Source organism: Kitasatospora sp. NPDC029312 (assembly GCF_055569215.1).
Genome location: NZ_JBVHXY010000048.1, coordinates 9,170 through 33,311, shown reverse-complemented (window position 1 = coordinate 33,311; position 24,142 = coordinate 9,170). Strand labels below are relative to the sequence as shown.

The following is a 24,142-nucleotide window of genomic DNA, read 5'->3' as shown; positions in this document are numbered from 1 at the left end:
GGCTTGGGGGTCGATCTTCCCCACCGACCCCCCCCCCCCCGCCGCCCAGCACCGTTCCCCCCCCCCCCCCCCGCCCCGGTAGGCGGCCAGCAACTCGGCGCCGGCGGCGGCGATCCCGGAACCGGCCGCGGCGAGGTGGGTGTAGACCTCCGGCTGCTGGGTGCGCAGGCGGTCGGCCAGCCCGGACAGGGTGATCAGGGTGGTGGCGCTGGTCTCCTGCGCCTTCTCGCCGAGGGCGGTGGCGAACCGGCGCACCTCGTCCACCAGCGGGCCCAGCTCGGGCCCGAACGGGTGGGCCTGCCCGTCGCCCGCCCCTGGGCGGTCGGCCCCGGGCTCGGTGCGGTCGGCCCCGGGCTCGGTGCGGTCGTCGGTGCTGGTCATCGCGGGCGCCTCCTCAGCCGTGGCCGCACCGCGCGGCCCCGGGGCCCGACGCTACCGGACCGGCGGTGGGCCCCGGAAAAGCCCGGGGCGGGCCCGAGGGCCCGTCAGCCCTGGGGCCAGAGCGAAGGATCGGGTGCGAAGCGCACCGAGAGCACACCCTCGTGCAGCCCCGCCCCGGCCACCGTGCAGCGGCGCAGCGCGGAGGGCAGGGCGAGCACCCGCCGATGGGCGCCCAGGCCGACCACCAGGTCGTCGCCCCGGCGGACGAGGTCCAGTTCGGCGCGGTCGGCGCCGGGCAGACCGAGGTGCCAGACCAGCAGGCCGTCCTCGGCGAGCCGGTCCTCGACCGTCCAGGGCTCGGGCGCGAGCCGCTCCGGGCCGGGCCCGTCCCCGTAGAGGTGCTCGGCGACCGCCTCCAGGGTGGCCTCCGGCTGCCCGGAGACCAGCACCGGGGCGTCGGTGACGGCGGTCAGCCGGTCCAGTTCCTCCTGGCGGCGGCGGGCCAGCGCGGCCAGCCAGGGATCGGGTGAGGTGAGCGCGGCCGGCGGCAGCGCCCCGTGCACCACGACGGCGTCCGGCCGGTGACCGGACAGCGCGAGGCCGGCCCGGATCCGGCGCAGTTCCTCGTACGGGTGGCCGTCGGCCGGAACGACCAGGCGCACGCTGGTGCCGGGGTCACCGATCGCGGCGCGGGACTCGGCGAGCGCCGCGGCGGCCTTGGTGCGGCTCTCGTACAGCCACTCGGCGGGCATCGGGACTCCGGCCAGCCCGGCCAGCAGCGGGCGCAGCGCCCGGGCGGCCTGCCGCTGCTCGGGGACCAGCCGGTCCAGGTAGCGGGACAGCTGCTCGGGCAGGGCGAGGGTGGCGATCAGCTCGGCGGGCGGCGGGGCGAGCACCACCAGGACGTCGTGGTCGGCGGCGGGCAGGGCGCGCAGCAGGGCGAGCCGGGCGATGCCGGGGAGGGCGGTGAGCTCCTCCGGGTCGAGCTGTTCGGCGCCGAGCAGGTCGAGGGCGGGCTTGAGCCGGCCGGTCAGCTCGCCGACGGCGTAGCGGAAGGCGGCCTGCTCGTCGATCCGGGAGACGGTCAGGCCCGGGGCGTAGCCGAGCGGTTCGGGTTCCAGTCGGGTGGCGAGGACGGAGTCCAGGGTGCGGTGCGGGTCGTCGGCGGCCAGCAGCCAGGTTCGGTGGCCGCGCCGGGCGGCGTGCAGGGCGGTGGCGGCGGCCACGGTGGGCGCGCCGGCGTCGCCGCTGACCAGGATGGTGCGTGTCGCCGTCATCGCCTCAGCCCCGATCCGCCGCCGTCAGCCTTCGACGCGCTTCTTCAGTCCGGCCAGGGCGCGGTCGATGATGACCTTCTCGGCCTTGCGCTTGATCATGCCGAGCATCGGGATCTTGACGTCCACGGCGAGCTGGTAGGTGACCTCGGTGCGGTCGCCGGCCAGCGGGGCGAGGGTGTAGGAGCCGTCCAGCGAGCGGAGCATCTGGCTGCGGACGAGCGTCCAGCCGACCTCGCGGTCGTCGTCCCAGGTGTAGGCGAGGACGTGCTCGTCGCGGATCGCGCCGGCGTCCAGCAGCAGCCGGACCTGGGCGGCGCGGCCGTCCTCGCCGGTCTCCAGGACCTCGACCTCCTTGACCTCACCGGTCCAGGCCGGGTAGGCGGCGAAGTCGGCGATCACGGCCATGACCGTGGCCGGGGTCGCGTCGATGGTGATGCTCGACCTGGTGTGCTCCGCCATGGAATGGCCCTCCGCCTCGTCCCTCTGCCTGCCGGTGCGGATCGACGCGCGCTCGACCCGGGGTCCGCCCGGAGCAGGCTATCGCGACCGGCGATCGACTCGGCCGCGCGGGCACCGGCGGCGGGCGGTGAGAGCCGGGCGGCGGGCATGCTACCGACCGGTCACCAGGACGCTGCCGTAGGGTGCCAGTCGAACGACCCGGTCACCACCTGGTCCGACCCGGCCGGGTGTGACACTTCGAACACCGGGGCCGACCCCTCTGGTCGAAGCTGCCTACCGGGCAGTAACGTCCTGCCGTCCCGCAGCGTCGCGAACGAGGAGCAGTCTTGCTCGACTTCAGCCTTCCGGCCCTCTACCAGGTACCGAGCGGCGGTAACCTCTCCGACCCTGTGCACCGGAACGCCGAGGAGCACCCGGACGTCGCGGTGCTCAGCCGGAAGGTGGACGGCCACTGGCAGGAGTTGACCGCGGTCCAGTTCCTGGCCGAGGTGCACGCCGCCGCGAAGGGGCTGATCGCCTCGGGCATCGAGCCGGGTGACCGGGTGGGCATCATGTCCCGCACCCGCTACGAGTGGACGCTGCTGGACTTCGCGATCTGGACGGCCGGCGCGATCACCGTGCCGGTGTACGAGACCTCCTCCGCCGAGCAGGTCGAGTGGATCCTCGGCGACTCCGGCGCGGTCGCCGTCCTCGCCGAGACCGACCAGCACCGCAAGGTGGTCGAGGAGGTCCGCGACCGGCTGCCGGGCCTGAACCACCTCTGGCAGATCGAGGACGGCGCGATCGCCGCGCTGGCCCTAGCCGGCCAGGACGTCCCGGACGCGACGGTGCAGCAGCGCCGCTCGATCGCCGGCCCCGACTCGATCGCCACCATCGTCTACACCTCGGGCACCACCGGCCGCCCGAAGGGCTGCCAGCTGACGCACGGCAACTTCCTCGCCGAGTGCGGCAACGTGGTCGAGCGCCTGGCCCCGCTGTTCCGCACCGGCGACAGCTCCGTCCTGCTCTTCCTGCCGCTGGCCCACGTGCTCGGCCGGATCGCCGAGATCGCCCCCGCGATGGCCCCGATCAAGCTGGGCCACGTCTCCGACATCAAGGACGTCACCGCCGAGCTGGCCGCGTTCCGGCCGAGCCTGATCCTGGGCGTCCCCAGAGTGTTCGAGAAGGTCTACAACACCGCCCGCGCCAAGGCCCAGGCCGACGGCAAGGGCAAGATCTTCGACAAGGCCGCCGAGACCGCGATCGCCTACAGCCGGGCGCTGGACGCGGGCGGCGCGGGCCTGGTGCTGCGGATCAAGCACGCGGTCTTCGACAAGCTCGTCTACAGCAAGCTGCGCGCCGCCCTCGGCGGCCGGGCCACCCACGCCATCTCCGGCGGCGCCCCGCTCGGTGAGCGGCTGGGCCACTTCTACCGGGGCATCGGCTTCACCGTCCTGGAGGGCTACGGCCTGACGGAGACCTGCGCGGCCACCGCCTTCAACCCGTGGGACAAGCCGAAGATCGGGACGGTCGGCCAGCCCGTCCCCGGCGCCTCCGTCCGCATCGCCGAGGACGGCGAGGTCTTCTTCAAGGGCCCGCACGTGTTCACCGGCTACTGGAACAACCCCCAGGCCACCGCCGACACCCTCAGGGACGGCTGGATCGCCACCGGCGACATCGGCTCGCTGGACTCCGAGGGCTACCTGACCATCACCGGCCGCAAGAAGGAGATCATCGTCACCGCGGGCGGCAAGAACGTCGCCCCGGCCGTGATCGAGGACCGGATCCGGGCCCACGCCCTGGTCGGCGAGGTCATGGTGGTCGGCGACCGCAAGCCCTTCGTCGCCTGCCTGATCACCGTCGACCCGGACTTCTTCCCCAAGTGGAAGGAGCTCAACGGCAAGCCGGCCACCGCCACCGTCGCCGAGCTCGCCGACGACCCGGACCTGCTCGCGGCCCTGCAGTCGGCGGTGGACGACGGCAACGCGGCCGTCTCGCACGCCGAGGCGGTCAAGAAGTTCCGCCTGCTAGACACCGAGTTCTCCGAGGAGAGCGGCCACCTGACGCCCTCGCTCAAGCTCAAGCGCAACGTCGTGCTGAAGGACTTCGCGGCCGAGATCGAGGCGCTGTACCAGAAGTAGCCACGCCGGGTCGCCGGCGCACGAGCGGGCCCCGCCTCCTGTTGGAGGCGGGGCCCGCTCACGTCACCGGCCCGCGCCGGGCCGCCCTGAACCACCCCGGACCGCCCTGAACCACCCTGGACCGCGCCAGACCGTGCCGGACCGTGCTAGGCCGCCAGCAGCGAGGTCAGCCGCCCGGCCAGCAGGTCCCAGCGCCAGGAGCGCTCCACCCAGCGCCGCCCGGCCTCGCCCATCCGCCGCCGCAGCTCCTCGTCCCGCAGCAGCCGGACGATCCGCTCCGCGGCCGCCGTGGCCGAGCCGCCCGGCACCACGTACCCGGTCTCGCCCTCCAGCACGGCGTCCGGGGCGCCGCCGGAGTCCCCCGCGACCACCGGCAGGCCGGTCGCCGAGGCCTCCAGGTAGACGATCCCGAGGCCCTCCACGTCCAGCCCGCCCCGCCTGGTTCGGCAGGGCATCGCGAAGACGTCCCCGGCCCCGTAGTGGGCGGGGAGGTCCTCCCACGGCACCGAGCCGGTGAACCGCACCGAGGCCCGTACGCCCCGGGCGTCCGCGAGCTTCTCCAGGTCCGCCCGGTACGGGCCGCCGCCGACGATCAGCAGCACCGCGTCCGGCACGTCCTCCAGGATCTGCGGCATCGCCTCGATCAGGGTGTCCTGGCCCTTGCGCGGCACCAGCCGGGAGACGCAGACCACCACCGGCCGGTCCGCCAGCCCCAGGCGGCGGCGGACCTCCGCACCGCCGGAGCCGGGGTTGAAGGTCTTCTCGTCCACGCCCGGCGGCAGCTGCACCATCCGCGCCGCCGCCTGCGGGCCGACGGCGGCGGCGATCCGCGAGCGGGTGTACTCGCCCAGGTAGGTGAGCACGTCGGTGCCGGCTCCGATCCGCCCCAACAGCTGCCGGGAGACCGGCAGCTGGGCCCAGGCGGCCTCGTGCCCGTGGGTCATGCCCAGCAGCCGCCCCGCCCCGACCCGGCGCAGCGCGGGCGCCATCAGCCCGAGCGGGGCGGCGGCGCCGAACCAGACCGAGTCGCACTTCTCGGCGCGCAGGATCTCGGCGGCCCGCCGGGTGACCCGGGGTGTGGGAACCATCACCTTCGTGCGGTCCCGGATCACCGGGAACGGCTGCTCGGCGTCGAAGCGCCGCACCTCACTGCCGTCCCGCCAGGTGGAGGCGTACACCACGATGCTTCCGGCGGGCTGACGGACGGCCATGTTGTGCACGAACGCCTGGATGCCCCCCGGACGGGGCGGGAAGTCATTGGTGACGATCAAGGTTCTGTGCATCTGGCCACGGCTCGCTCGGTCGGGGGGTGCTCGGTGTACCGCTGAGTGATCCGTACGATAGGTCAACACCATGACCCGCCGGGAACGGAACCGCTCACGGCAACCGTTTGACCCCCGGGTCAGTCCTAGTACCTAGGCCGCAGAGGATCGCGGCCCGGGCGTCCGTCAGTACGACGCCTCCGGTGAGGACGTCCGAGACGAACGAGGGAGCGCAGTGGAATTGGCCCCGGCCACCGAGCCCGGTTCTGCACGCGGCCGACTCGGCCGCCCGCTCGGGGCGCTCGCCGCCCTCGGGGCGACCTGGGTGGCCACCCGCACCGTGCTGGTGCTGCTGATGACCGGCGTGCTGAAGGCGCCCGGCGGGGACGTCACCGCCGACGTCTGGATGATCTACCACGCCTGGTACGGGGTGCTGCAGACCGGCACGTTCCCGTTCGACGACGTGACCTGGCAGTACCCGCCGGGCGCCGCCCTGGTGATCCTGCTGCCGGGGCTGCTGCCCTGGTCGTACCTGGTCTCCTTCTGGGTGATCTGCGGGATCGCGGACGCCGCCGCGGCCGCGCTGCTGGTCCGTACCGGCCTGCGCCGGGGCCGGGCGCTGACCGGCGCCTGGATGTGGGTGGTCGGCGTCCCGCTGCTCGGCCCGATGATCTACAACCGCTTCGACATCCTGGTCACCGCGCTCACGCTGGCCGGTCTGCTGGCGCTGATCCGCCGTCCGGCGGTCGGCGGGCTGCTGCTGGGCCTGGGCGGCATCGTCAAGATCTGGCCGCTGCTGAGTCTGATCGGCACCCCCTCGGGCCGTCGCACCCGCCGCTCCTGGACGCTGGCCGCGGCCACCGCCGTCTCGGTGGGCTTCCTGCTCGCGGCCGGCATGAACGGCGCCTTCGACTTCCTGACCTTCCAGGCGGACCGCGGCATCGAGGTCGAGTCGGTCGGCGCGCTGCCGCTGCACTTCGCCCGGATCGCCGGGGGCTGGGACGGCAGGGTCACCATGAACTACGGCTCCCCCGAGATGCTCGGGCCGTGGGTCGGCGTGATCAGCAAGGTGATGCTGGCCGGCACCGTGCTGGGCTTCCTCTGGCTGCTGCTGTGGCGCTTCACCGCCCGCCGCCGCAACGCGGCCACCATGTACGACGCCGCGCTGTGCGCGCTGCTGGTCTTCGTGGTGACGAGCCGGGTGATCAGCCCCCAGTACCTGGTCTGGCTGATCGGCGTCGCCGCGGTCTGCCTGACGGTGCGCGGCACCAGCCAGCGGCCGGTCGCCCTGCTGATCCTGATCGCCTGTCCGCTGACGCTGGTCGAGTTCCCGACCATGTTCACCCAGATCCTCGCCAGCGACCCCTGGGCGATCGCCGTCCTGACGCTGCGCAACCTGCTGCTGCTGACCGCCGCCGTGCTCTCCGGCATCCGGCTCTGGCGCTCCACCCGCGCCGCGGTGGCCCTGCCGCCCACGGTGGTGATGGACGAGGCCCCGGCGCTGCCGCCCGCGTCCGCCTACCCGGTCCGCCCGGGCATCGCGTACGAGCAGGACCTGCTGGACGGCATCGACCAGCCGAACACCCCGGCCGGCCGCTGAAGGGACGTCCGGGGACCGTCCGCCAGGGGTTCGGCCCCGCCAGGGGTTCGGTCAGCCCTTCAAGGCCGCGACCTCGGCCAGCCAGAGCGCGGTGAACTGGGCCGAGCCGACGCCCAGCCCGGCGCGCAGCAGCCGGTCGATCCGCTGATCCCGGTCCTCGCCCCGCCCGTCGTCCGCCCCGACCGCCCGGTAGAGGGCGACCAGCCGCTCGGGCCCCCAGCGGCGGGCGATCAGCTCGCAGGCGAGCCAGGACTGCTCGTAGGCCTGGGCGATGCCGGTGGCCCCGGCGGTGAAGTCCCGGTCGGCCGGCAGCGCGGTGGGCGGCTTGCCGGCCGCGACGTCCCGGGCCAGCTCGGGGGCGATCTGCCGGGGGCTGCGGCCGGAGTCCCGGTAGGCGGTCCAGTCGGCGACGCCCTCGGAGAGCCACAGCGGGGTCCAGGCCCGGGTGTCGGCCCTGGTCGCGACGTGGGTGGCCTCGTGGGTGACCACCACCTGCCGGCCGAACTCACTGAGCCGCCCGAAGGCCTCGGGGTTGATCACCACCCGGTCCGCCGGGGTGTGCCGGGGCGCACCGGGGGCGGCCACGGTGACCGCCGCCATGCCCGTCCAGTCCGCCGGGTCGCCCTCCAGCAGCCGGGCGAACTGGGCCTCGGCGGCGGGCAGTTCCAGCAGCAGCCGGCCCGGCCAGGCACCGCCCCAGACCGCGCTGACGGCCGGCACCGCGCGGTCCCCCACCGCGACCAGCCCGGTCGGGTCTGGTCCGCCGGCCACACCGAGCACCAGGCAGTGCGCGCCGGGGGCGGTGCGGACCTCTCCGAGGTCCCAGAGCGCCGGGGGCCCGCCCACGGCTTCCTCCCGCTCGACCCGCCAGCCGCCCGCGGAGCGGACCAGCGCGATCCGGCGCGGGTACACCACGGGGTACTCGTCGTACCCGGCGATCCGCACCGCCAGCTCGGCGGCGGCGGTCAGCCGGTCCGGTCCGTCGGCCGGGGAGAGCACCAGGTTGCGGTAGACCGCCTCGGCTCCCGCGAGCCCGGACCGGGCGGGCAGCGAGGCCGCCCGGTCGGTCAGCAGACCGGCCACCTCGGCCCGCCGGTCCGCCACCCGCCCGGCTGGTGCCGCCGGCGCGGCCGGGGGCAGCGACAGCTGGGCCAGCCCGCCGGCCGCCAGCAGCAGCGCCCCGCGCCGGGACAGGACGCAGTGGGCCGGGCGTATCGGAGGGTGGTCGTCCGGGCCGGAGGGCGTCGTGCTCAGAGCCGTACCACCCCGGAGACCGGCATCGTGGTGACGCTCTCGTACCGCACCTTGGCGCCGGGGTACGGGGCGTGCACCATCACCCCGCCGCCGGCGTACATCCCGACGTGGTGCATGTCCCGGTAGAAGATCACCAGGTCTCCCGGTCGCGCTTCGGAGAGGCTGATCCGCTGCCCGGCGTACGCCTGGGCCTGCGAGGTGCGCGGCAGGGTCACTCCGGCCTGCCGCCAGCTGTAGTACATCAGACCGGAGCAGTCGAAGGCACGGGGCCCGGTGGATCCGTAGACATACGGTGAGCCGATCATCCGCACCGCGGCGGCCAGCGCCGCCGCCCCGCGCTCGGAGGCCGGCGGGGTGGTGCCGAGGTCCAGCCGGTCGGCGCCGCGGGTGGCGCGCTGCTCGGCGTCCTCGGCGTCCTGGACGACCATCCGGGCCCGCTCGGCGGCGCCGAGGCTGTTAAGCAGCTTCTGCGCCTTGGCCAGTCGCTGCTGGATCTGCTGCTTGTTCTCGGCCAGCGAGCGCCGGGCCTGGTCGAGTTCGGCGAGCTTGCCCGCGGTCTCGCTGCGGCGCTGGTCGAGTCGGCGCTGACGGGTGACCAGCTCGTGCAGGGTCTCCTGCTGCCGCTCGGCGGCCTGGCCGAGGGTGCGGGCGCGGGCGAGGTAGGACTCCGGGTCGCTGGAGAGCATCAGTTGGGCGGTCTGGCTCATCCCGCCGCCGCGGTACTCGGCCCCGGCCACGGTCGCGAGGCCGCCGCGCAGCTCGTTGAGCTGGTCCTGGGCAGTGGCGAGCTCCCCCTGGAGAACCGTGGTCTCGCTCTGCAGCCGCTTCTGGGCCTCCTGCGCGGCGTTGTACCTCTCGGACGCCTGCTCGGCTTCGTCGTACAGCTGCTCGACCTGCGCCTTGACGTCCTTGCGGTCCGGCGCGTCCGGCGCGCCGGGAGCGGCCTGGGCGCTGCCGGCGGCCGCCACGCCCAGGGCCGTGGTGGCGGCCGCGGTCAACACCAGGGCACGGGCGAGCAGTTGGGAACGGCGGTGCACGGACATGGCGGCGGCGGCTCCGATCCTGCGGCGCGGCCCCGCGGCCGCACCCCGGTGGGCGGCCGTCGAGCGGGAGTCCGGTGGCAGACGTTAGCGAGTCCGGGCAAGCGAGTCCAAACCCCTCCGGACCCGAATATTCGACCCCTAATCGGACATCAGCCCGAGCCGCCGGTAAAGCCGCAGGCCCGGCCCTCCACGTGGGAGGACCGGGCCCAGGGAGGCCTTCGTACGGATCAGACCCGCACGATGGAGGCCAGCGGCATGTTGGAGACCGCTTCGTAGCGGACCGACGCGCCCGGCTTCGGCGCGTGCAGCACCTGGCCGTTGCCCGCGTAGATGCCGACGTGGTGGGCGTCGCTGTAGAAGATCAGCAGGTCGCCGGGCTGGGCCTGGGAGATGTCCGAGCCGATCCGGGTACCGGCACCGGCCTGCTCCTGGGAGGTGCGCGGCAGCGACACGCCGACCTGGTTGAACGCCCAGACCATCAGACCGGAGCAGTCGAAGGAGCTCGGGCCGGTGGCGCCCCAGACGTACGGGCTGCCGACCTTGGAGGCGGCGGCGGACAGCGCGGCGGCACCGTGCGAGCTACCGGGGGCCACCGGCTTGACGACCGGCGAGGACGAGGAGCCCCCGGAGCCGATGTCGCTGCGGCCGCTGTCGCGCGAGGCGCGGTCGGCGGCGGCCTGCTGCTGGGCGGCCTTCGCGGCGGCGTCGGCCTGGGCCTTGGCGTCGGCGGCGGCCTTCTCCTCGGCCTGGCGGATCGCCTGGCGCTCCTGCTCGGTCAGGGTGTTGAGCAGGTCCTGCGCGGCCTTCAGCTTGTTCTGGACCTCGTCCTTGGAGGCCTTCAGCTGCTGGGTGGTGGACTCCAGCTCGGTGAGCTTGCCCTGGGCCTCGCTGCGGTCCTGGTCGAGCTTGCGCTGCTGCTCCTGCAGTTCCTTCAGCTGGTTCTTCTGGGTGTCACCGGCCTGGTTCAGCGCACCGGCCTGGTTGAGGAAGTTGTCCGGGCTGGAGGACAGCATCAGCTGGACGGTCGGGGATATGCCGCCGTTGCGGTACTGCTCCCCGGCGATCTCGGCGAGGCCGCCCTGCAGGTCGGTCACCTGGGACTGCTGCCGGGCCACCTGGTCCTGCAGACCGGAGACCTGCTTCTCCAGCGCCTGCTGCTTCTCCTGCGCGGCGTTGTACTTCTCGGTCGCCTGCTCGGCCTGCTCGTTGAGCTGGTCGACCTGCTCCTTGACCTGGTCCTTGGTCGGCTGCGGGTCGGCGTGCGCGCCGGACTGCGCGGAGAGGGCGACGGCTGCCGCGGCGACACCGGTCAGGATCGAGACCCGGGCACGGCTGGCGGGCTTGGGACGGCGATGGGACGCCACGAAGGCGGACTCCTTCTTCCTACATCCGCCTACCGGGTGAGCTGACGGGTTCGGGCCGGAAGCATGCCCTACGACGCCTCACGGCCGTTCCAACGGCCGACCTGGCGCCGATTCACCCCGGAGGAACGTGGTTCCCCGGCTCCGCTCCACAGCGCCCGGACTGCTGGGCTCCCCTGTCGGACAGTCGCGTCGACCTGTCCCGCTGCTTCACGAACTCGGCGGTAACCACCGCCGCCACCCAGGCTGGGTGATCGACAGTGCGGTGGTTCGGGGCACGACCCTAGTAACTGAACCGTGATCCGTTCAAATCCTTGTCAGAAAAAAGACGGAAGATTACCCATGTTCATTTGTGAAAATGACCGTTGGTGATCGCCGCCGCACGGAAAGCTGATCAAACCTCAAACGAGGGAGCGAAGGACGGGTGAACCCGAAGCGCCACCCCGGTCGGAGGGTGGCGCGGATCACAGGGCCGGAACGCGGCCCGTCGGGCGTGTCGGCTCGTCAGACCCGGCGGATCGTGTTGATCGGCATCGCGTCGGCCTTCATCACCTTGACCACGTCACCCGTGTGCGGCGCGTGGACCACCATGCCGTTGCCGATGTACATCCCGACGTGGTGCCGGTCGCTGCCGTAGATCACCAGGTCGCCCGGCTGGGCCTGGTCCAGCGAGGGCACCCGGGTGCCGACGTTGCCCTGCTCCTGCGAGGTGCGCGGCAGCGAGACGCCGGCCTGGGCGTACGACCAGACCATCAGGCCCGAGCAGTCGAAGGTGCTCGGCCCGGTGGAGCCCCAGACGTACGGCGAACCCTGCTTGCTCATCGCCTTGGCGACGGCCACGGCCGCGTAGCCGCTGGCCGGCGGCAGGCTGCTGAGGTCGACCCGGGTGCTGCCGCGCGAGGCGCGGTCGTCCTGCTGCTGCTGGGCCTTCAGCGCGGCGCGGTCGGCGGCGCTGAGCGAGTTCAGCAGGTCCTGGGCGGCCTTCAGCTTCTGGTTGACGTCCGCCTTGGCCTGGTTGAGGTCCTTGGTGGTGGAGTCCAGCGAGGCCAGCACCGCGGCGGCCTCGGCCTTCTCTTGGTCCAGCCGGCGCTGCTGGTCGAGCAGGCCCTTGAGCGCCTCGGTCTGGCTGGCGCTGGCCTGCTGCACGCTGGAGGCCTTCTCCAGGTATCCGGACGGGTCGGAGGACAGCATCAGCTGGACGGACGGGTCGATGCCGCCGGTGCGGTACTGCTCGCCCGCCACCTCGGCCAGGCCCGTCTGCAACTGGGTCATCTGCTCCTGGCTGCGGGCCACCTGGTCCTGCAGCTGATCGGCCTGCTTGCGGAGCTGGTCGGCCCGCTCCTTGGCGCCGTTGTACTTCTCCGCCGCCTGCTCCTGCTCCTCCTGGAGCTGGTCGATCTGCGCCTTGACGTCAGCCTTGTTCGGCTGCGGCGCGGCGTGCGCGGCGACCTGGGCGGAGAGGGCGACCGCGGTCGCAGCGGCAGCGGTCAGCACGGAGACCCGCGCGCGGCTCGGCTGCTTGGGACGGCGGTGGGAGGCCAAGGGAGCGGCTCCTTCTTCCATAGGACTCACCCGATCAGGTGAGATTCCGGAAAATAGGTTTGACGCCTGACCCTAGTGAAGATCTATCCGTTTTGCCACTCCCCCGAAGGCGTGAACTCCGGTTCCCACGCTGACTTCACGGGATCCGCACACCCTGGCAAAACGGGCATTGACCAGGCGTCACAGTGGCCGGGCCGCCGGGCCTCCGGTCAGGGCCGGGCCAGGCGGTTCAGCAGCAGGACCGAAGCCACCGGTCGCGCGCCCGCCTGCCGCACGCCCTCCGCGACCTCCCGGTCGGTGGACACCACCACCACCGGACGGCCCTGCGGCTCGGCCCGCACCAGACGACGGATCAACTCGTCCGCGGTCTCCCCGGTCCGGCTGAACCGTACCCGAACCCCGCGCGGCGGCGCCATGATCACCGGAACGTCCAGGTCCTGCCCGTCGAACACACAGGTGACCTCCGCCTGGGTGCGCTGGGCCAGCATCGCCAGCCCGCCCAGCAGCCGGATCCGCTGCTGCTCCAGCGGCAGCGCCGGATAGCCGGTCTTGGTCACGTTGTAGCCGTCCACCACCAGGTGCACCTGCGGGATCGCCAGCAGCTGGTCCAACAGCGCCGGATCGTCCTCGGCCAGGCCGCGCCGGGCCACGTCGTGCGGCGAGGCCGCTCCCGGCACCACCGCCTCCACCAGGTCCGCCGGGCGGATCTGGGAGACCGGCAGCGCCAGCTCCCGCTGCAGCCCCTGCGCCGACTGCAGCACGGTGTCCAGCAGCAGCCGCAGCCGCATGTCCTCGACGCTGCGCCCCTCGCGGGCCGAACGGCGGCCCTGCTCGGCGGCGTTCTCCAGCTCGGACACCCGGTGCCGCAGCCGCCGCGCCTCGCTCTCGGCCGCGCTGCGCTCGGCCGCGGCCTGCGCCCTCGCGGCCTCCAGCTCCCCGGTCACCCGGCGGGTCTCGGCCTGCGCCCGGCGGGTGTCGCTCTCCAGCGAACGCACCCTCTTGCGCAGCGACTCGACCTCCCGCCGGACGCCCTCGAACTCCGCGCGCTGCCGCTCCAGGTCGGCCCGCGCGGTCGCCCGCACCTCGGCCAGCTCCGCCTGCAGCTTCTCCACCAGCCGGCCGGCCTCCGCCGCCGCGTCCTCGGCACCGGCCCGCTCGGCCTCCTCACCGGCCTCGGTGACCAGCCGGCTCCAGCCGGCCGACCGCACCAGGTAGGCGGCGGCGGCGACGTCCATCGGATCGGCGGCGCCGGGGACGGTGCCCGACTCCAGCGCCTTCACCAGGTCCGGCTGGCCCAGCCGCAGCCGCTCCGCTATCCGCACCCGGAAGGCGGGCTCCGACTCCAGCGCCGCGGCCAGGGCGGTGGCCGCGTACTTGGCCCGTCGCGCGGGGGTGAACTTGACGTACTGACGCAGGCTCTGCGGCAGCTCCGCGGGCGGCAGCCCGCCCAGCGCGTCGGAGGCCAGGCCGACCACGCGCCGGCGCACGCCCTCGGGCAGCGGCCGGTCCAGCTTCTCGACGGGCCGCTCCGGAGCGGCCTCGGCGCCGCCGGCGGCCCCGCCGGACTCGTCGGTGTCCGGCGAAGCCGGATCGGGGGAGGCCGCCTCGGGAGAAGCCGCCTCCGGGAAGGCGCTGTCCGATGCAGCGGCCTCCGGGGCAGCAGCCACCGGGGCAGCGGCATCCGGCAGGGGCGCCTCGGACGGGACCGCGCCGGCGCCCTGCCCCGGTGCCGGCGCAGCGGGCTGAAGCCCCTGCGCGTCCGCGGGCTCCTTCGCTGCGTCCACCACGTCCTCGGCTCCGATCCTGGTCCAGCGGGGGCGGCCGCGGCCGCCCCTGTCGTCACGCTCCGTGCGTCTTGTTCTGTATTGTCCCGTGCGGCGGACGGGCGCGTCGCGCGCCGCCCACCGCACAGGCGGGAATCAGCCCTGCTCGGCAGCGGCCTCCGCACCCTCGGCGCCCGGACGGGTCACCAGCTCGACCTGGTCCACCGCGTTGCACCAGCGGCAGCGCACCGACTCGATCGTCTCGCTGAGCACCTCGGTCTCCTCGACGGCGGAGTCGCCGGCCAGGTCGAAGTGCAGGAACTCGGTCACCCTTGCGGTGCGGGTCACGTCGAAGCGGGTGAGGTTGCCGCACAGGGTGCAGCGCCAGCGCGTCTCGGCGGTCAGGGCGGGGGCGGTCATCGGGGATCCTCTCGGCTGGTCCCTGGGCGGGCTAGGCGCTCCCCCCGGAGCCCGGCATCGGCGGCGGGAGGCGGGAATGCCCGCTCCCAGCCTATTGCCTGGGGCAACCGCCAAGACCACCGGTCGCCGAACACGAGGGCTAGTCCACCTGCCGTAAACCGCCGTGTCACCTGCGCCGTCCCAAGGGATGCTTGGCCGCATGGCGCTCGCGGCCACCGACCACACCGACGCGCGGGACGGCCGCCCGACGGTGCCCGCCCCGGCGGTCACCTATGCCCTGATCGCGGTCAACACCCTGGTCTTCCTGCTCGGTCCGGCCGCCGGGTTCAACCCGCTGTACGGCCGGGGCCAGGCGCGGGTCTGCGCCGAGCAGAGGTACGAGCAGCGCTGGGGCGCCGTCCCGGCCGAACTGCTGGCCGGGCGCCCGCTGACCGCCGAACAGCTCGCCGAGGCCCCCGACCCCGTCCCCGGCTGCCCGGCCTCCCCCACCCCCGGCAAGCACCCCGCGGTGTCCGCCCTCACCGGGCTCTTCCTGCACGCCGGCTGGCTACACCTGCTGGGCAACCTCCTCTTCCTCTACGTCTTCGGGCCCACCGTCGAGCGCCGGGTCGGCCGGGCCAGGTTCCTCCTCTTCTACCTGGCGGCCGGCAGCCTGGCCTCGTACGGCTTCGCACTCGCCGAGGCCCACTCGCCGGACTCCACCCGGGTGCTGATCGGCGCCTCGGGCGCGATCTCCGCCGTGCTCGGCGCCTACCTGCGCTTCCACCCCCGCGCCCGGGTGACCACCCTGGTTCCGCTGCTCCTCTTCCTTCCGCTGCGCTTCCCGGCCTGGCTGGTGCTCGGCCTCTGGTTCGCCCTGCAGTGGTGGTCGGTGCACTCGGCCGGGCCCGGGGTGGCCTACCTGGTGCACGTGATCGGCTTCTCGGCGGGCTTCCTCTTCGCCTGCACCGTCGTCCGCCACCCCCCGAGACGCTCCGGCTGAGGCCCGATACCCTGGCCGCACCCCACGAAGGAGCCCGAACAGTGATCACCGCCATCGTCCTGATCAAGACCAGCGTCGACCGCATCCCGGAGATCGCCGAGGCCATCGCGGCCATCGAGGGCGTCAGCGAGGTCTACTCGGTGACGGGCGGCTACGACCTGGTGGCGATGGTGCGGGTGCGCCGCCACGACGACCTGGCCGAGGTCATCCCGGGCCGGCTCAACAAGGTCCCGGGCGTGGCCCACACCGAGACCCAGATCGCCTTCCGCACCTACTCCCAGCACGACCTGGAAGCGGCCTTCGCCCTCGGCCTGGACGAGTAGACCAGCAGACGAGCAGACCAGCAGACGAGCAGACGGGTAGCCCCTCGCTCAGGCCTCGCGGCGGCCCCGGTCCACCTCCACGGTGGCGACACAACGGCCGCCCTCGTTGCGGTAGTTCCAGGCCGCGCCGTCCGTGACGAGCTCGCGGACGGCGGTCAGGAAGCGCTCGACGTGCTCGTCCGGCGTCCCGGCGCCGAAGCTCACCCGGATCGCGTTCAGGCTGCGCTCGCCGGGGAGCGAGGGCTCGGGCGCCCCGCACTCGGAGGGCGCCACCTCCTCGTCCCCGAGCAGGGTCCGCACCAGAGGGTGGGCGCAGAACAGCCCGTCGCGCACCCCGATGCCGTACTCGGCGGACAGCGCGGCCGAGAAGTGCGAGCTGTTCCAGCCCTGGACGATGAAGGACAGCACGCCCACCCGGGCCGAATCCGGACCGAACAGGCTCAGCACCTTGACCTGCGGGATCTCCGCCAGCCCGGCCGTCAGCCGCTCGACCAGCAGCCGCTCCCGGGCCTCCAGCGCGTCGAAACCGGCCTCGGTCAGCGCCCGACAGGCCGAGGCGATCGCGTAGGCGCCGATGACGTTCGGCGAGCCGGCCTCGTGCCGGGCCGGGCCGGTGTGCCACTGGACGGCCACCGAGCCGTCCGCCTCCCGCGCCACCGTCCGGGTCGCCCCGCCGCCGGCCAGGTACGGCTCGGCCGCGTCCAGCCAGTCCGAGCGCCCGGCCAGCACCCCGGCACCGAACGGCGCGTACAGCTTGTGGCCGGAGAAGGCGATCCAGTCGACGTCCAGCTCGCGGACCGAGACCCGGTGGTGCGGGGCCAGCTGGGCGGCGTCCAGCACCACCCGGGCGCCGTGCCGGTGCGCCGTCGCGGTCAGCTCGGCGACCGGCCACAGCTCGCCGGTCACGTTGGAGGCGCCGGTGACGCACAGCAGCTTCGGCCCCTCCGGCGCCGCGGCCAGCGCGGCGTCCAGCGCGGCCACCGCCTCGGCCCAGGAGCGCGGTGCCCGCAGGTAGCCGACCTCCAGCCCGGCGTGCGCCCAGGGCAGCAGCGAGGCGTGGTGCTCGGTCTCGAAGGCGAACACCCGGGTGCCGGCCGGAACGGCGGAGGCCAGCAGGTTGAGCGAGTCGGTGGTGGCGCGGGTGAAGACCACCTGGTCGCCCTCGCGCAGGTCGAGGAAGTCGGCGACGGTCCGGCGGCTCTGCTCGAACAGGTCCGTGGACAGCTGCGAGAGGTACCCGGCGCCGCGGTGCACGCTGCCGTAGTACGGCGCGTAGGCGGCGACGTCATCCCACACCCGCTGGAGCGCCGGAGCGGAGGCCGCGTAGTCGAGCGCCGCGTAGCCGACCTTCTTCCCGTCGGCCAGCGGGACCAGGACGTCGTGGCCGAGCACGGGGAGCGGGGCGCAGATTTCGGTGGAGAGGGACATGAGGACGCACTCCTTCGGGGGCTGGGGACCCCGGGAGTGCCAGTCGTCGGGCGTCCGCGCTTGTCGCTCGGACGGCTTGCCGGCGACCCGGTCCTCACCCAGGGCACCCCGCCACGGACGGAGGGTTGCCGGACAGCCAGCTGGGGCTTGGCGCTGTCACTCATGACCTGGCAAAGACTGTAGGTCGGGCCCGTCGGGTGGTCAAACGGGCATCCACCATCCGGACTCTGTCGTCGCCCGCTCGCCTCCGGGGCGCTCCGACCCGGTGCCGGCGCTCGTCGCTCCGGCGCTCGTACCTCGCTTGTCGCTCCTCGACTTCCGGCACCGGCGCGCCCCTTCGGCTCGGGGCGTGCACGGAGGCGGCTCGGGGCGTCCGTGCAGGGCGGCTCGGGCGCACACGTGGGGCCCGCACCGGCGAACCGGCACGGGCCCTCAAGTCACGTCTCAGCTGCGGCCGGTGGCGTCCGCCCAGCGCCGCAGCAGGTCCTGCGCGGCGCCGGAGTCGATCGCCTCCGCCGCCCGCACCATGCCCGCCGCGAGCTGCTCCGTCAGCGGCCCGTCGCCCAGGTCGAGCGCCACCAGCGCCGCTGCGGTGTTCAGCAGCACGGCGTCCCGCACCGGCCCGCGTTCCCCGGCCAGCAGCCTGCGCGCGACCTCGGCGTTGTACCCGGCGTCCGCGCCGCGCAGCGCCTCGATGCCGACCAGCTCGATGCCGACGTCCCGCGGGTCGAAGGTGATCTCGGTGACCACCCCGCCGCGCACCAGCCACACCCGCGAGGTGGTGGTGATGGTGAGTTCGTCCAGCCCGTCGTCGCCGCGGAACACCAGCGCGGTCGCCCCGCGCCGGGCGAGCACCCCGGCGATCAGCCCGGCGAGCCGGGTGTCGAAGCAGCCGATCGCGTGCGAGGTGACCTTGGCCGGGTTGGTCAGCGGCCCGAGGATGTTGAAGGCCGTCGGCACCCCGAGGTCGCGCCGGGCGGTGGCGGCGTGCCGCATCGAGGGGTGGAACTTCGCCGCGAAGCAGAAGGTGAGCCCGACCTCCTCGGCCACCTCGGCGACCCTTCGGGCGGACAGGTCCAGCGCCACGCCGAGCTTCTCCAGCACGTCCGAGGAACCGCTCGCGGAGGAGGCCGACCGGTTGCCGTGCTTGACCACCTTGGCCCCGGCGGCCGCGGCGACGATCGCCGACATCGTGGAGATGTTGACGGTCTTGGCGCGGTCGCCGCCGGTGCCGACGATGTCCACCGCCGGTCCGGGGATGTCCAGCGGCTCGGCGTGCTGGTACATCGCGTCGACCAGGCCGGCGATCTCGTCGACCGACTCGCCCTTGGCTCGCAGCGCCACCATGAACCCGGCCACCTGGACGGGGGACGCCTCGCCGCTCATGATCCGGTCCATCGCCCACGCGGTGGACGAGCGGTCGAGGTCCTCCCCCTTCAACAGCGCCGCCAGGAGGTCCGGCCAGGTGCGAACCACCTGCGCGGGGTCGCTACCGCCGTTCGCAGGGTTCACGTTCACCATGGCTGACTCCAGCTGTTGTCGGTTCCCCCGCAGCGGGGACGTCCGTACGGATGGAGTCAGCCTATCGAGCGGCCGGGTGCCCGCGGCGGTGTCTTCTCTCCTACTGAGACGGCACCGCTCAGCGCGTGGCCGGCGCCCGCTTGGCCAGTCGCGCCCGCAGCAGGGTGGCGACCGCCCCGGCCAGGGCGACCGGGTCCACCGGGCGGGAGATCGCGGCATCGGCCCGGCTCCAGGCGGCGAGCCAGGAGTCCTGCGGCCGGCCGATCAGCACCAGCACCGGCGGGCAGCCGTAGATCTCGTCCTTGAGCTGACGCCCGAGGCCGAGCCCGCCGGCCGGCACCGCCTCGCCGTCCAGGATGCAGAGGTCGACGCCACCCTTCTCCAGCGCCTTGAGCACCGCGGGGGTGGTCGCGCACTCCAGGTAGGACAGCTCCGGAAGATCCTCGGCGGGCCTGCGGCCGAGCGCCGTCAGCACCTCCTCGCGGGTGTTGCGGTCGTCGCTGTAGACGAGGACGGTGAGCGTCTCGTCGGTCGTGTACGCCATGGACCCTGCTCCCTCAAGTGTGATCCGGACCACGTTCACCTGATCCGGATGCTACTCCCGTTCCCCCCGGTCCCGGGCCCCCCTCGCGCACGTTCCTGCTCAAGCCGCCGCGCCCGCGGCTGACCCGCCCGGAGGACGGCCCGTCACCCTGCCCCGGCCAGACCACCCGGACGGCCGATGGGGCACCCCGTCCCCTACAACACGGCGCTGCGCCGACCGTGCAACGACCCGCCGGGCACGGGGGTCGTGAGCTCCTCAAGGAACCGTCAGAAAAGGGACACGCCGCAGCTCGGTCCCCGTCCGGGCACCCGGCCGACCGCCAAGCGGGCATACCGCACGCACCGGACACTCCGAGGGACACCCCCCGGCGTGAAGACGGAATAAGGGACCGACATAATGTCCGTCGTGGCGACAGCAACAGCAGTAGAAACCGGGCACGCGCACGGATCGGTCAACCGACCGAACATGGTCAGCGTCGGAACGATCGTCTGGCTCAGTTCCGAGTTGATGTTCTTCGCGGCCCTCTTCGCGATGTACTTCACGCTCCGCTCCGTCAAGGGAGCCGAGTTCTGGACCGAGAAGGCGCACGCCCTGAACGTGGGCTTCTCCTCGGTCAACACGACCATCCTGGTGCTCTCCTCGCTCACCTGCCAGCTCGGCGTGTTCGCCGCCGAGCGCGGGGACGTGAAGAAGCTCCGCATGTGGTTCGTCATCACGTTCATGATGGGCGCGATCTTCATCGGCGGCCAGGTCTACGAGTACACCGAGCTGGTCAAGAAGGACGGCCTGTCGCTGTCCTCCGACCCGTACGGCACGGTGTTCTACCTGACCACCGGCTTCCACGGGCTGCACGTGACGGGTGGTCTGATCGCCTTCCTGCTGGTCCTGGGACGGACGTACGCAGCCAAGCGCTTCACGCACGAGCAGGCCACCGCCGCGATCGTCGTGTCGTACTACTGGCACTTCGTCGACGTCGTGTGGATCGGCCTGTTCGCGACCATCTACCTGATCAAGTAACCAGCTGATCAGGTCGCTGGCCACCGGCTGCGGCCCCCGCCCTCACCGGCGACGGGCCGCTTCTGCCGGTGCCGACGCTCCCACCGACCGACCGCGCGCGCAGCCTTGGACAGGCAGCCTCGTGCCGGCCAGACCGGCCGCCGGGTGCACCCACCAGTCGACCAGATCCTGACACCGGGGTTATTCCGTGAAAAAGCTCTCCGCACGACGGCGCCACCCATTGGCGGCGCTGGTCGTCCTACTTCTCGCCCTGGCGGCAACCGGGGGGCTGTACGCCGCGTTCGCGCCCGCCGACAAGGCGCAGGCCGACGTCGCCGCGCAGTCGCTCGCGATCGATGAGGGCAAGAAGCTCTTCGCCGTGGGCTGCTCCTCCTGCCACGGCCTGAACGGCCAGGGCGGCAGCGACGGTCCGAGCCTGGTCGGCGTGGGCTCCGCGGCCGTCGACTTCCAGGTCGGCACCGGCCGCATGCCGGCCCAGCAGCCCGGCGCCCAGGTTCCGCGCAAGAAGAACATCTACACGCAGGCGGAGATCGACCAGCTCGCCGCCTTCGTCGCCTCCCTCGGCCCCGGCCCGGTCACGCCGGACCAGAAGCAGTACACCTCGACCGACCCGGACGACATCTCCAAGGGCGGCGAGCTGTTCCGCACCAACTGCGCCCAGTGCCACAACTTCGCCGGCCAGGGCGGTGCCCTGACCAAGGGCAAGTACGCCCCGTCGCTGGAGGGCGTGGACGCCAAGCACATCTACGAGGCCATGCAGACCGGCCCGCAGAACATGCCGTCGTTCCCGGACACCACCATGCCCGAGGAGCAGAAGAAGCAGATCGTGGCCTTCGTCCGCCACACCACCAACGATGAGCCCAACCCCGGCGGTCTCACCCTGGGCAGCCTCGGTCCGGTGACCGAGGGTCTGTTCGGCTGGATCTTCGGCCTCGGCACGCTCATCGCGGTCGCGATCTGGGTCGCCGCCCACACCACCAAGGCCAAGAAGTCATGAGCCACGACATGTCAGAAGAGAAGCTCCCGGAGCACCACGGCTCCGCCGGCGAGGTCGCCGAGCACGGCAACCCCTTCGCCGACCCGGGCCTGCCGGCCCACGAGCCCCGTCGTACCGACATCGACGAGCGGGCCGCCAAGCGCGCGGAGCGCCAGGTCTCGCTGATGTTCGTGGTCTCGATGCTCGCCACCATCGGCTTCATCGCCTCGTACGTGGCCATCGACCCGGACAAGCTCGTCTACGTCTTCCCGCTGGGCACGGTCAGCGCGCTGAACTTCGCGCTCGGCCTGACCCTGGGCGTCGCCCTCTTCATGATCGGCGCGGGCGCGGTCCACTGGGCCCGCACCCTGATGTCGGACGTCGAGATGCCGTCCGAGCGTCACCCGATCGAGGCCTCCGACGAGGTTCGCGCTGACGTCATCGAGCAGTTCAAGACCGGTGCCGCCGAGTCCGGCTTCGGTCGCCGCAAGATGATCCGCAACACCCTCATCGGTTCGATGGCGCTGGTCCCGCTCTCCGGCGTGGTCCTGCTCCGCGACCTGGGCCCGCTCCCAGAGAAGAAGCTCAAGGAGACGGGCTGGAGGGAGGCGACCCCGGCCAAGCCGCTGCCGCTCATCAACATGAACACGATGCAGCCGATGAAGCCCGAGGACATCGCCGTCGGCTCGCTGACCTTCGCCATGCCGGAGGGTCTGACCACCCACAGCGAGGACTTCCAGCAGCGGATCGCCAAGGACGCCCTGATGCTGGTGCGCATCGCGCCGGAGGACATCAAGGACGACAAGTCCCGGGACCTCGGCTTCGAGGGCATCCTGGCGTACTCCAAGATCTGCACCCACGTCGGCTGCCCGATCAGCCTCTACGAGCAGCAGACCCACCACGCGCTCTGCCCCTGCCACCAGTCGACCTTCGACCTGGCGGACGGCGCGCGCGTCATCTTCGGCCCGGCCGGCCACCCGCTGCCGCAGCTGAAGATCACCACTGACGAAAAGGGCAACCTGGTCGCCACCGGCGACTTCGAGAAGCCTGTCGGCCCGAGCTACTGGGAGCGTGCTCGATGAGTAGCGCGAGCAGCACCACGACCGGTGCCGCCAAGCCCTCCAGCACGCGCGCCAAGCCCGCCAACAAGTGGGAGGCCGCGGCTGACTGGACGGACGGCCGGCTGGGGATCTACTCCCTCGCCAAGGCCAACCTGCGCAAGATCTTTCCGGACCACTGGTCCTTCATGCTGGGCGAGATCTGCCTCTACACGTTCGTCATCATCATCCTGACCGGTGTCTACCTGACGCTGTTCTTCAAGCCGTCGATGGCCGAGGTCGTCTACAACGGCTCGTACGTGCCGCTCAAGGGCATCGGGATGTCGGAGGCCTACGCCTCCACGGTGGACATCAGCTTCGAGGTGCGCGGCGGTCTGCTGATCCGTCAGATCCACCACTGGGCCGCCCTGGTCTTCGTGGCCGCGATGCTCGTCCACATGATGCGCGTGTTCTTCACCGGCGCGTTCCGCAAGCCGCGTGAGATCAACTGGGTCTTCGGCTTCCTGCTGCTGGTCCTGGGCATGTTCGACGGCTTCTTCGGCTACTCGCTGCCGGACGACCTGCTGTCGGGTACCGGTATCCGCTTCATGGAAGGCGCGATCCTCGCGGTCCCGCTGGTCGGCACCTACATCCAGATGTTCCTGTTCGGGGGCGAGTTCCCCGGCCACGACATCGTGCCGCGGTTCTTCACCATCCACGTGCTGCTGATCCCGGGCATCATGCTCGGCCTGCTGGTGGCGCACCTGATCCTGGTCTTCTACCACAAGCACACCCAGTGGGCGGGCCCGGGCAAGACCGAGAAGAACGTCGTCGGCATGCCGCTGATGCCGGTCTACATGGCCAAGGCCGGTGGCTTCTTCTTCCTGGTGTTCGGCCTCATCGCCGCCATCTCGGCGATCGCCACGATCAACCCGATCTGGGCCTACGGCCCGTACCGTCCGGACCAGGTGTCCACCGACGCCCAGCCCGACTGGTACATGGGCTTCTCCGAGGGCCTGATCCGCGTCATGCCGGGCTGGGAGATCAGCCTGTGGGGCCACACCCTGAACCTGGGCGTCTTCGTCCCGCTGATGATCTTCCCGCTGGTCCTGGTCGCGATCGCGGTCTACCCGTTCATCGAGGGCTGGATCACCGGCGACAAGCGCGAGCACCACATCCTGGACCGCCCGCGCAACGCCCCGGTCCGCACCGCCCTGGGTGCCGCCTGGATCAGCCTGTACCTGGTGCTGCTGGTCGGTGGTGGCAACGACCTGTTCGCCACCCACCTGCACCTGTCGATCAACTCGATCACCTACTTCGTGCGCGTCGGCTTCTTCGTCGTGCCGGTCCTCACCTTCATCGTCACCAAGCGCTGGTGCCTCGGCCTCCAGCGCCGCGACAAGGACAAGGTGCTGCACGGCCGCGAGACGGGCGTCATCAAGCGCCTGCCGCACGGTGAGTTCGTCGAGATCCACGCCCAGCTGCCGCAGAAGGACCTGTACAAGCTCACGGCGCACGAGCAGAACCAGCCGGTCCAGCTGCCGGCCCAGACGGACGAGAACGGCGTGGCCCGCAAGGCCGGCGTCGTCACCCGCACCCGGGCCAAGCTCTCCCGCGGGTTCTACGGCGAGGGCAGCCAGATCCCCAAGCCGACCGCCGAGGAGCACCACGAGATCACCAGCGGCCACGGCCACCACTGATCCCGTACGCACCCCGCGTCACCCCGAGGGGGGGGGGGGGGGGGGGGGGGGGGGGGGGGGGGGGGGGGGAGGGGGGGGGGGGAGAGAGGGGAGGAGAGGGCAGGCGTAGGGTTTCGGGGGGGGGGGGGGTGG

Annotated in this window: 21 protein-coding genes and 2 riboswitches; of the genes, 8 read left to right on the top strand and 13 right to left on the bottom strand. The window is 72.6% G+C overall.

Annotation, left to right across the window (positions count from 1 at the left end):
- The 3 genes from ACZ4WV_RS29885 to ACZ4WV_RS29875 all read right to left on the bottom strand — a co-directional run.
- Window positions 1-381, bottom strand: a 381-nt coding sequence (locus ACZ4WV_RS29885) for a hypothetical protein (RefSeq protein ID WP_465751752.1), incomplete at its 3' end; no start/stop codon positions are given.
- Between the two features lie 104 nt (window positions 382-485).
- Window positions 486-1,658: an ArsA family ATPase gene (locus ACZ4WV_RS29880; RefSeq protein WP_465751751.1), complete on the bottom strand. Its 1,173-nt coding sequence runs from the start codon at window positions 1,656-1,658 to the stop codon at window positions 486-488.
- Window positions 1,659-1,682: 24 nt separating this feature from the next.
- Window positions 1,683-2,117, bottom strand: coding sequence for an SRPBCC family protein (locus ACZ4WV_RS29875; RefSeq protein ID WP_465751750.1), 435 nt, complete (start codon window positions 2,115-2,117; stop codon window positions 1,683-1,685).
- A gap of 326 nt (window positions 2,118-2,443) precedes the next feature.
- On the opposite strand from ACZ4WV_RS29875, the gene ACZ4WV_RS29870 reads away from it, so the two are divergent.
- Window positions 2,444-4,237, top strand: coding sequence for an AMP-dependent synthetase/ligase (locus ACZ4WV_RS29870; RefSeq protein WP_465751749.1), 1,794 nt, complete (start codon window positions 2,444-2,446; stop codon window positions 4,235-4,237).
- A 146-nt stretch (window positions 4,238-4,383) separates the two neighbouring features.
- Here ACZ4WV_RS29870 and ACZ4WV_RS29865 read toward each other — a convergent pair whose 3' ends face one another.
- Complete coding sequence (locus tag ACZ4WV_RS29865) at window positions 4,384-5,520, bottom strand: glycosyltransferase family 4 protein (RefSeq protein WP_465751748.1); 1,137 nt, start codon at window positions 5,518-5,520, stop codon at window positions 4,384-4,386.
- A gap of 214 nt (window positions 5,521-5,734) precedes the next feature.
- Here ACZ4WV_RS29865 and ACZ4WV_RS29860 point away from each other — a divergent pair, with 214 nt between their 5' ends.
- Complete coding sequence (locus ACZ4WV_RS29860; RefSeq protein ID WP_465751747.1) at window positions 5,735-7,099, top strand: glycosyltransferase 87 family protein; 1,365 nt, start codon at window positions 5,735-5,737, stop codon at window positions 7,097-7,099.
- Between the two features lie 51 nt (window positions 7,100-7,150).
- Here ACZ4WV_RS29860 and ACZ4WV_RS29855 read toward each other — a convergent pair whose 3' ends face one another.
- The 6 genes from ACZ4WV_RS29855 to ACZ4WV_RS29830 form a co-directional block, all read right to left on the bottom strand.
- Window positions 7,151-8,203 (bottom strand): hypothetical protein, encoded by a 1,053-nt coding sequence (locus ACZ4WV_RS29855; RefSeq protein WP_465751746.1) that lies wholly within the window; start codon window positions 8,201-8,203, stop codon window positions 7,151-7,153.
- 146 nt (window positions 8,204-8,349) lie between these two features.
- A complete protein-coding gene (locus tag ACZ4WV_RS29850; protein WP_465751745.1) occupies window positions 8,350-9,396 on the bottom strand; it encodes a C40 family peptidase in 1,047 nt (348 codons plus the stop codon).
- A 227-nt stretch (window positions 9,397-9,623) separates the two neighbouring features.
- Window positions 9,624-10,760, bottom strand: a complete 1,137-nt coding sequence (locus ACZ4WV_RS29845; RefSeq protein ID WP_465751744.1) for a C40 family peptidase — start codon at window positions 10,758-10,760, stop codon at window positions 9,624-9,626.
- Window positions 10,761-10,770: 10 nt separating this feature from the next.
- Window positions 10,771-10,924: riboswitch (cyclic di-AMP (ydaO/yuaA leader) on the bottom strand.
- A gap of 337 nt (window positions 10,925-11,261) precedes the next feature.
- Window positions 11,262-12,299 (bottom strand): C40 family peptidase, encoded by a 1,038-nt coding sequence (locus ACZ4WV_RS29840; protein WP_465751743.1) that lies wholly within the window; start codon window positions 12,297-12,299, stop codon window positions 11,262-11,264.
- Between the two features lie 209 nt (window positions 12,300-12,508).
- On the bottom strand, window positions 12,509-13,966 hold the full coding sequence (locus ACZ4WV_RS29835) for an NYN domain-containing protein (protein ID WP_465751742.1): 1,458 nt from the start codon (window positions 13,964-13,966) through the stop codon (window positions 12,509-12,511).
- 252 nt (window positions 13,967-14,218) lie between these two features.
- On the bottom strand, window positions 14,219-14,482 hold the full coding sequence (locus ACZ4WV_RS29830; protein ID WP_465751741.1) for a hypothetical protein: 264 nt from the start codon (window positions 14,480-14,482) through the stop codon (window positions 14,219-14,221).
- Between the two features lie 199 nt (window positions 14,483-14,681).
- Here ACZ4WV_RS29830 and ACZ4WV_RS29825 point away from each other — a divergent pair, with 199 nt between their 5' ends.
- Window positions 14,682-15,464 carry a rhomboid family intramembrane serine protease gene (locus ACZ4WV_RS29825; protein WP_465751740.1) on the top strand — a complete coding sequence of 261 codons (783 nt, stop codon included), beginning with the start codon at window positions 14,682-14,684 and terminating at the stop codon, window positions 15,462-15,464.
- 41 nt (window positions 15,465-15,505) lie between these two features.
- The gene (locus tag ACZ4WV_RS29820) at window positions 15,506-15,787 is read left to right on the top strand and encodes an Lrp/AsnC ligand binding domain-containing protein (protein ID WP_030240061.1); all 282 of its coding nucleotides are present in this window, start codon (window positions 15,506-15,508) and stop codon (window positions 15,785-15,787) included.
- Window positions 15,788-15,835: 48 nt separating this feature from the next.
- On the opposite strand, the gene ACZ4WV_RS29815 is transcribed toward ACZ4WV_RS29820, so the two are convergent.
- From ACZ4WV_RS29815 to ACZ4WV_RS29805, 3 genes are all read right to left on the bottom strand, one after another.
- Window positions 15,836-17,215: an aminotransferase class V-fold PLP-dependent enzyme gene (locus ACZ4WV_RS29815; protein ID WP_465751739.1), complete on the bottom strand. Its 1,380-nt coding sequence runs from the start codon at window positions 17,213-17,215 to the stop codon at window positions 15,836-15,838.
- 51 nt (window positions 17,216-17,266) lie between these two features.
- A riboswitch (SAM riboswitch) is annotated at window positions 17,267-17,383 on the bottom strand.
- Window positions 17,384-17,659: 276 nt separating this feature from the next.
- Window positions 17,660-18,736, bottom strand: coding sequence for an anthranilate phosphoribosyltransferase (gene trpD / locus ACZ4WV_RS29810; RefSeq protein ID WP_465751738.1), 1,077 nt, complete (start codon window positions 18,734-18,736; stop codon window positions 17,660-17,662).
- Window positions 18,737-18,854: 118 nt separating this feature from the next.
- Window positions 18,855-19,280 carry a response regulator gene (locus ACZ4WV_RS29805; protein WP_465751737.1) on the bottom strand — a complete coding sequence of 142 codons (426 nt, stop codon included), beginning with the start codon at window positions 19,278-19,280 and terminating at the stop codon, window positions 18,855-18,857.
- A gap of 396 nt (window positions 19,281-19,676) precedes the next feature.
- Between ACZ4WV_RS29805 and ctaE the strand changes: the two genes are divergently transcribed.
- The 4 genes from ctaE (at window position 19,677) to qcrB (ending at window position 24,010) form a co-directional block, all read left to right on the top strand.
- Complete coding sequence (ctaE, locus tag ACZ4WV_RS29800) at window positions 19,677-20,297, top strand: aa3-type cytochrome oxidase subunit III (protein ID WP_350744499.1); 621 nt, start codon at window positions 19,677-19,679, stop codon at window positions 20,295-20,297.
- Between the two features lie 187 nt (window positions 20,298-20,484).
- Window positions 20,485-21,294 carry a cytochrome bc1 complex diheme cytochrome c subunit gene (qcrC, locus tag ACZ4WV_RS29795; RefSeq protein ID WP_465751736.1) on the top strand — a complete coding sequence of 270 codons (810 nt, stop codon included), beginning with the start codon at window positions 20,485-20,487 and terminating at the stop codon, window positions 21,292-21,294.
- Window positions 21,295-21,302: 8 nt separating this feature from the next.
- The gene (gene qcrA / locus ACZ4WV_RS29790) at window positions 21,303-22,355 is read left to right on the top strand and encodes a cytochrome bc1 complex Rieske iron-sulfur subunit (protein ID WP_465751776.1); all 1,053 of its coding nucleotides are present in this window, start codon (window positions 21,303-21,305) and stop codon (window positions 22,353-22,355) included.
- Window positions 22,352-24,010: a cytochrome bc1 complex cytochrome b subunit gene (gene qcrB / locus ACZ4WV_RS29785; RefSeq protein ID WP_465751735.1), complete on the top strand. Its 1,659-nt coding sequence runs from the start codon at window positions 22,352-22,354 to the stop codon at window positions 24,008-24,010. The genes qcrA and qcrB overlap by 4 nt, the downstream gene beginning before the upstream one ends.
- Window positions 24,011-24,142: the final 132 nt, after the last annotated feature.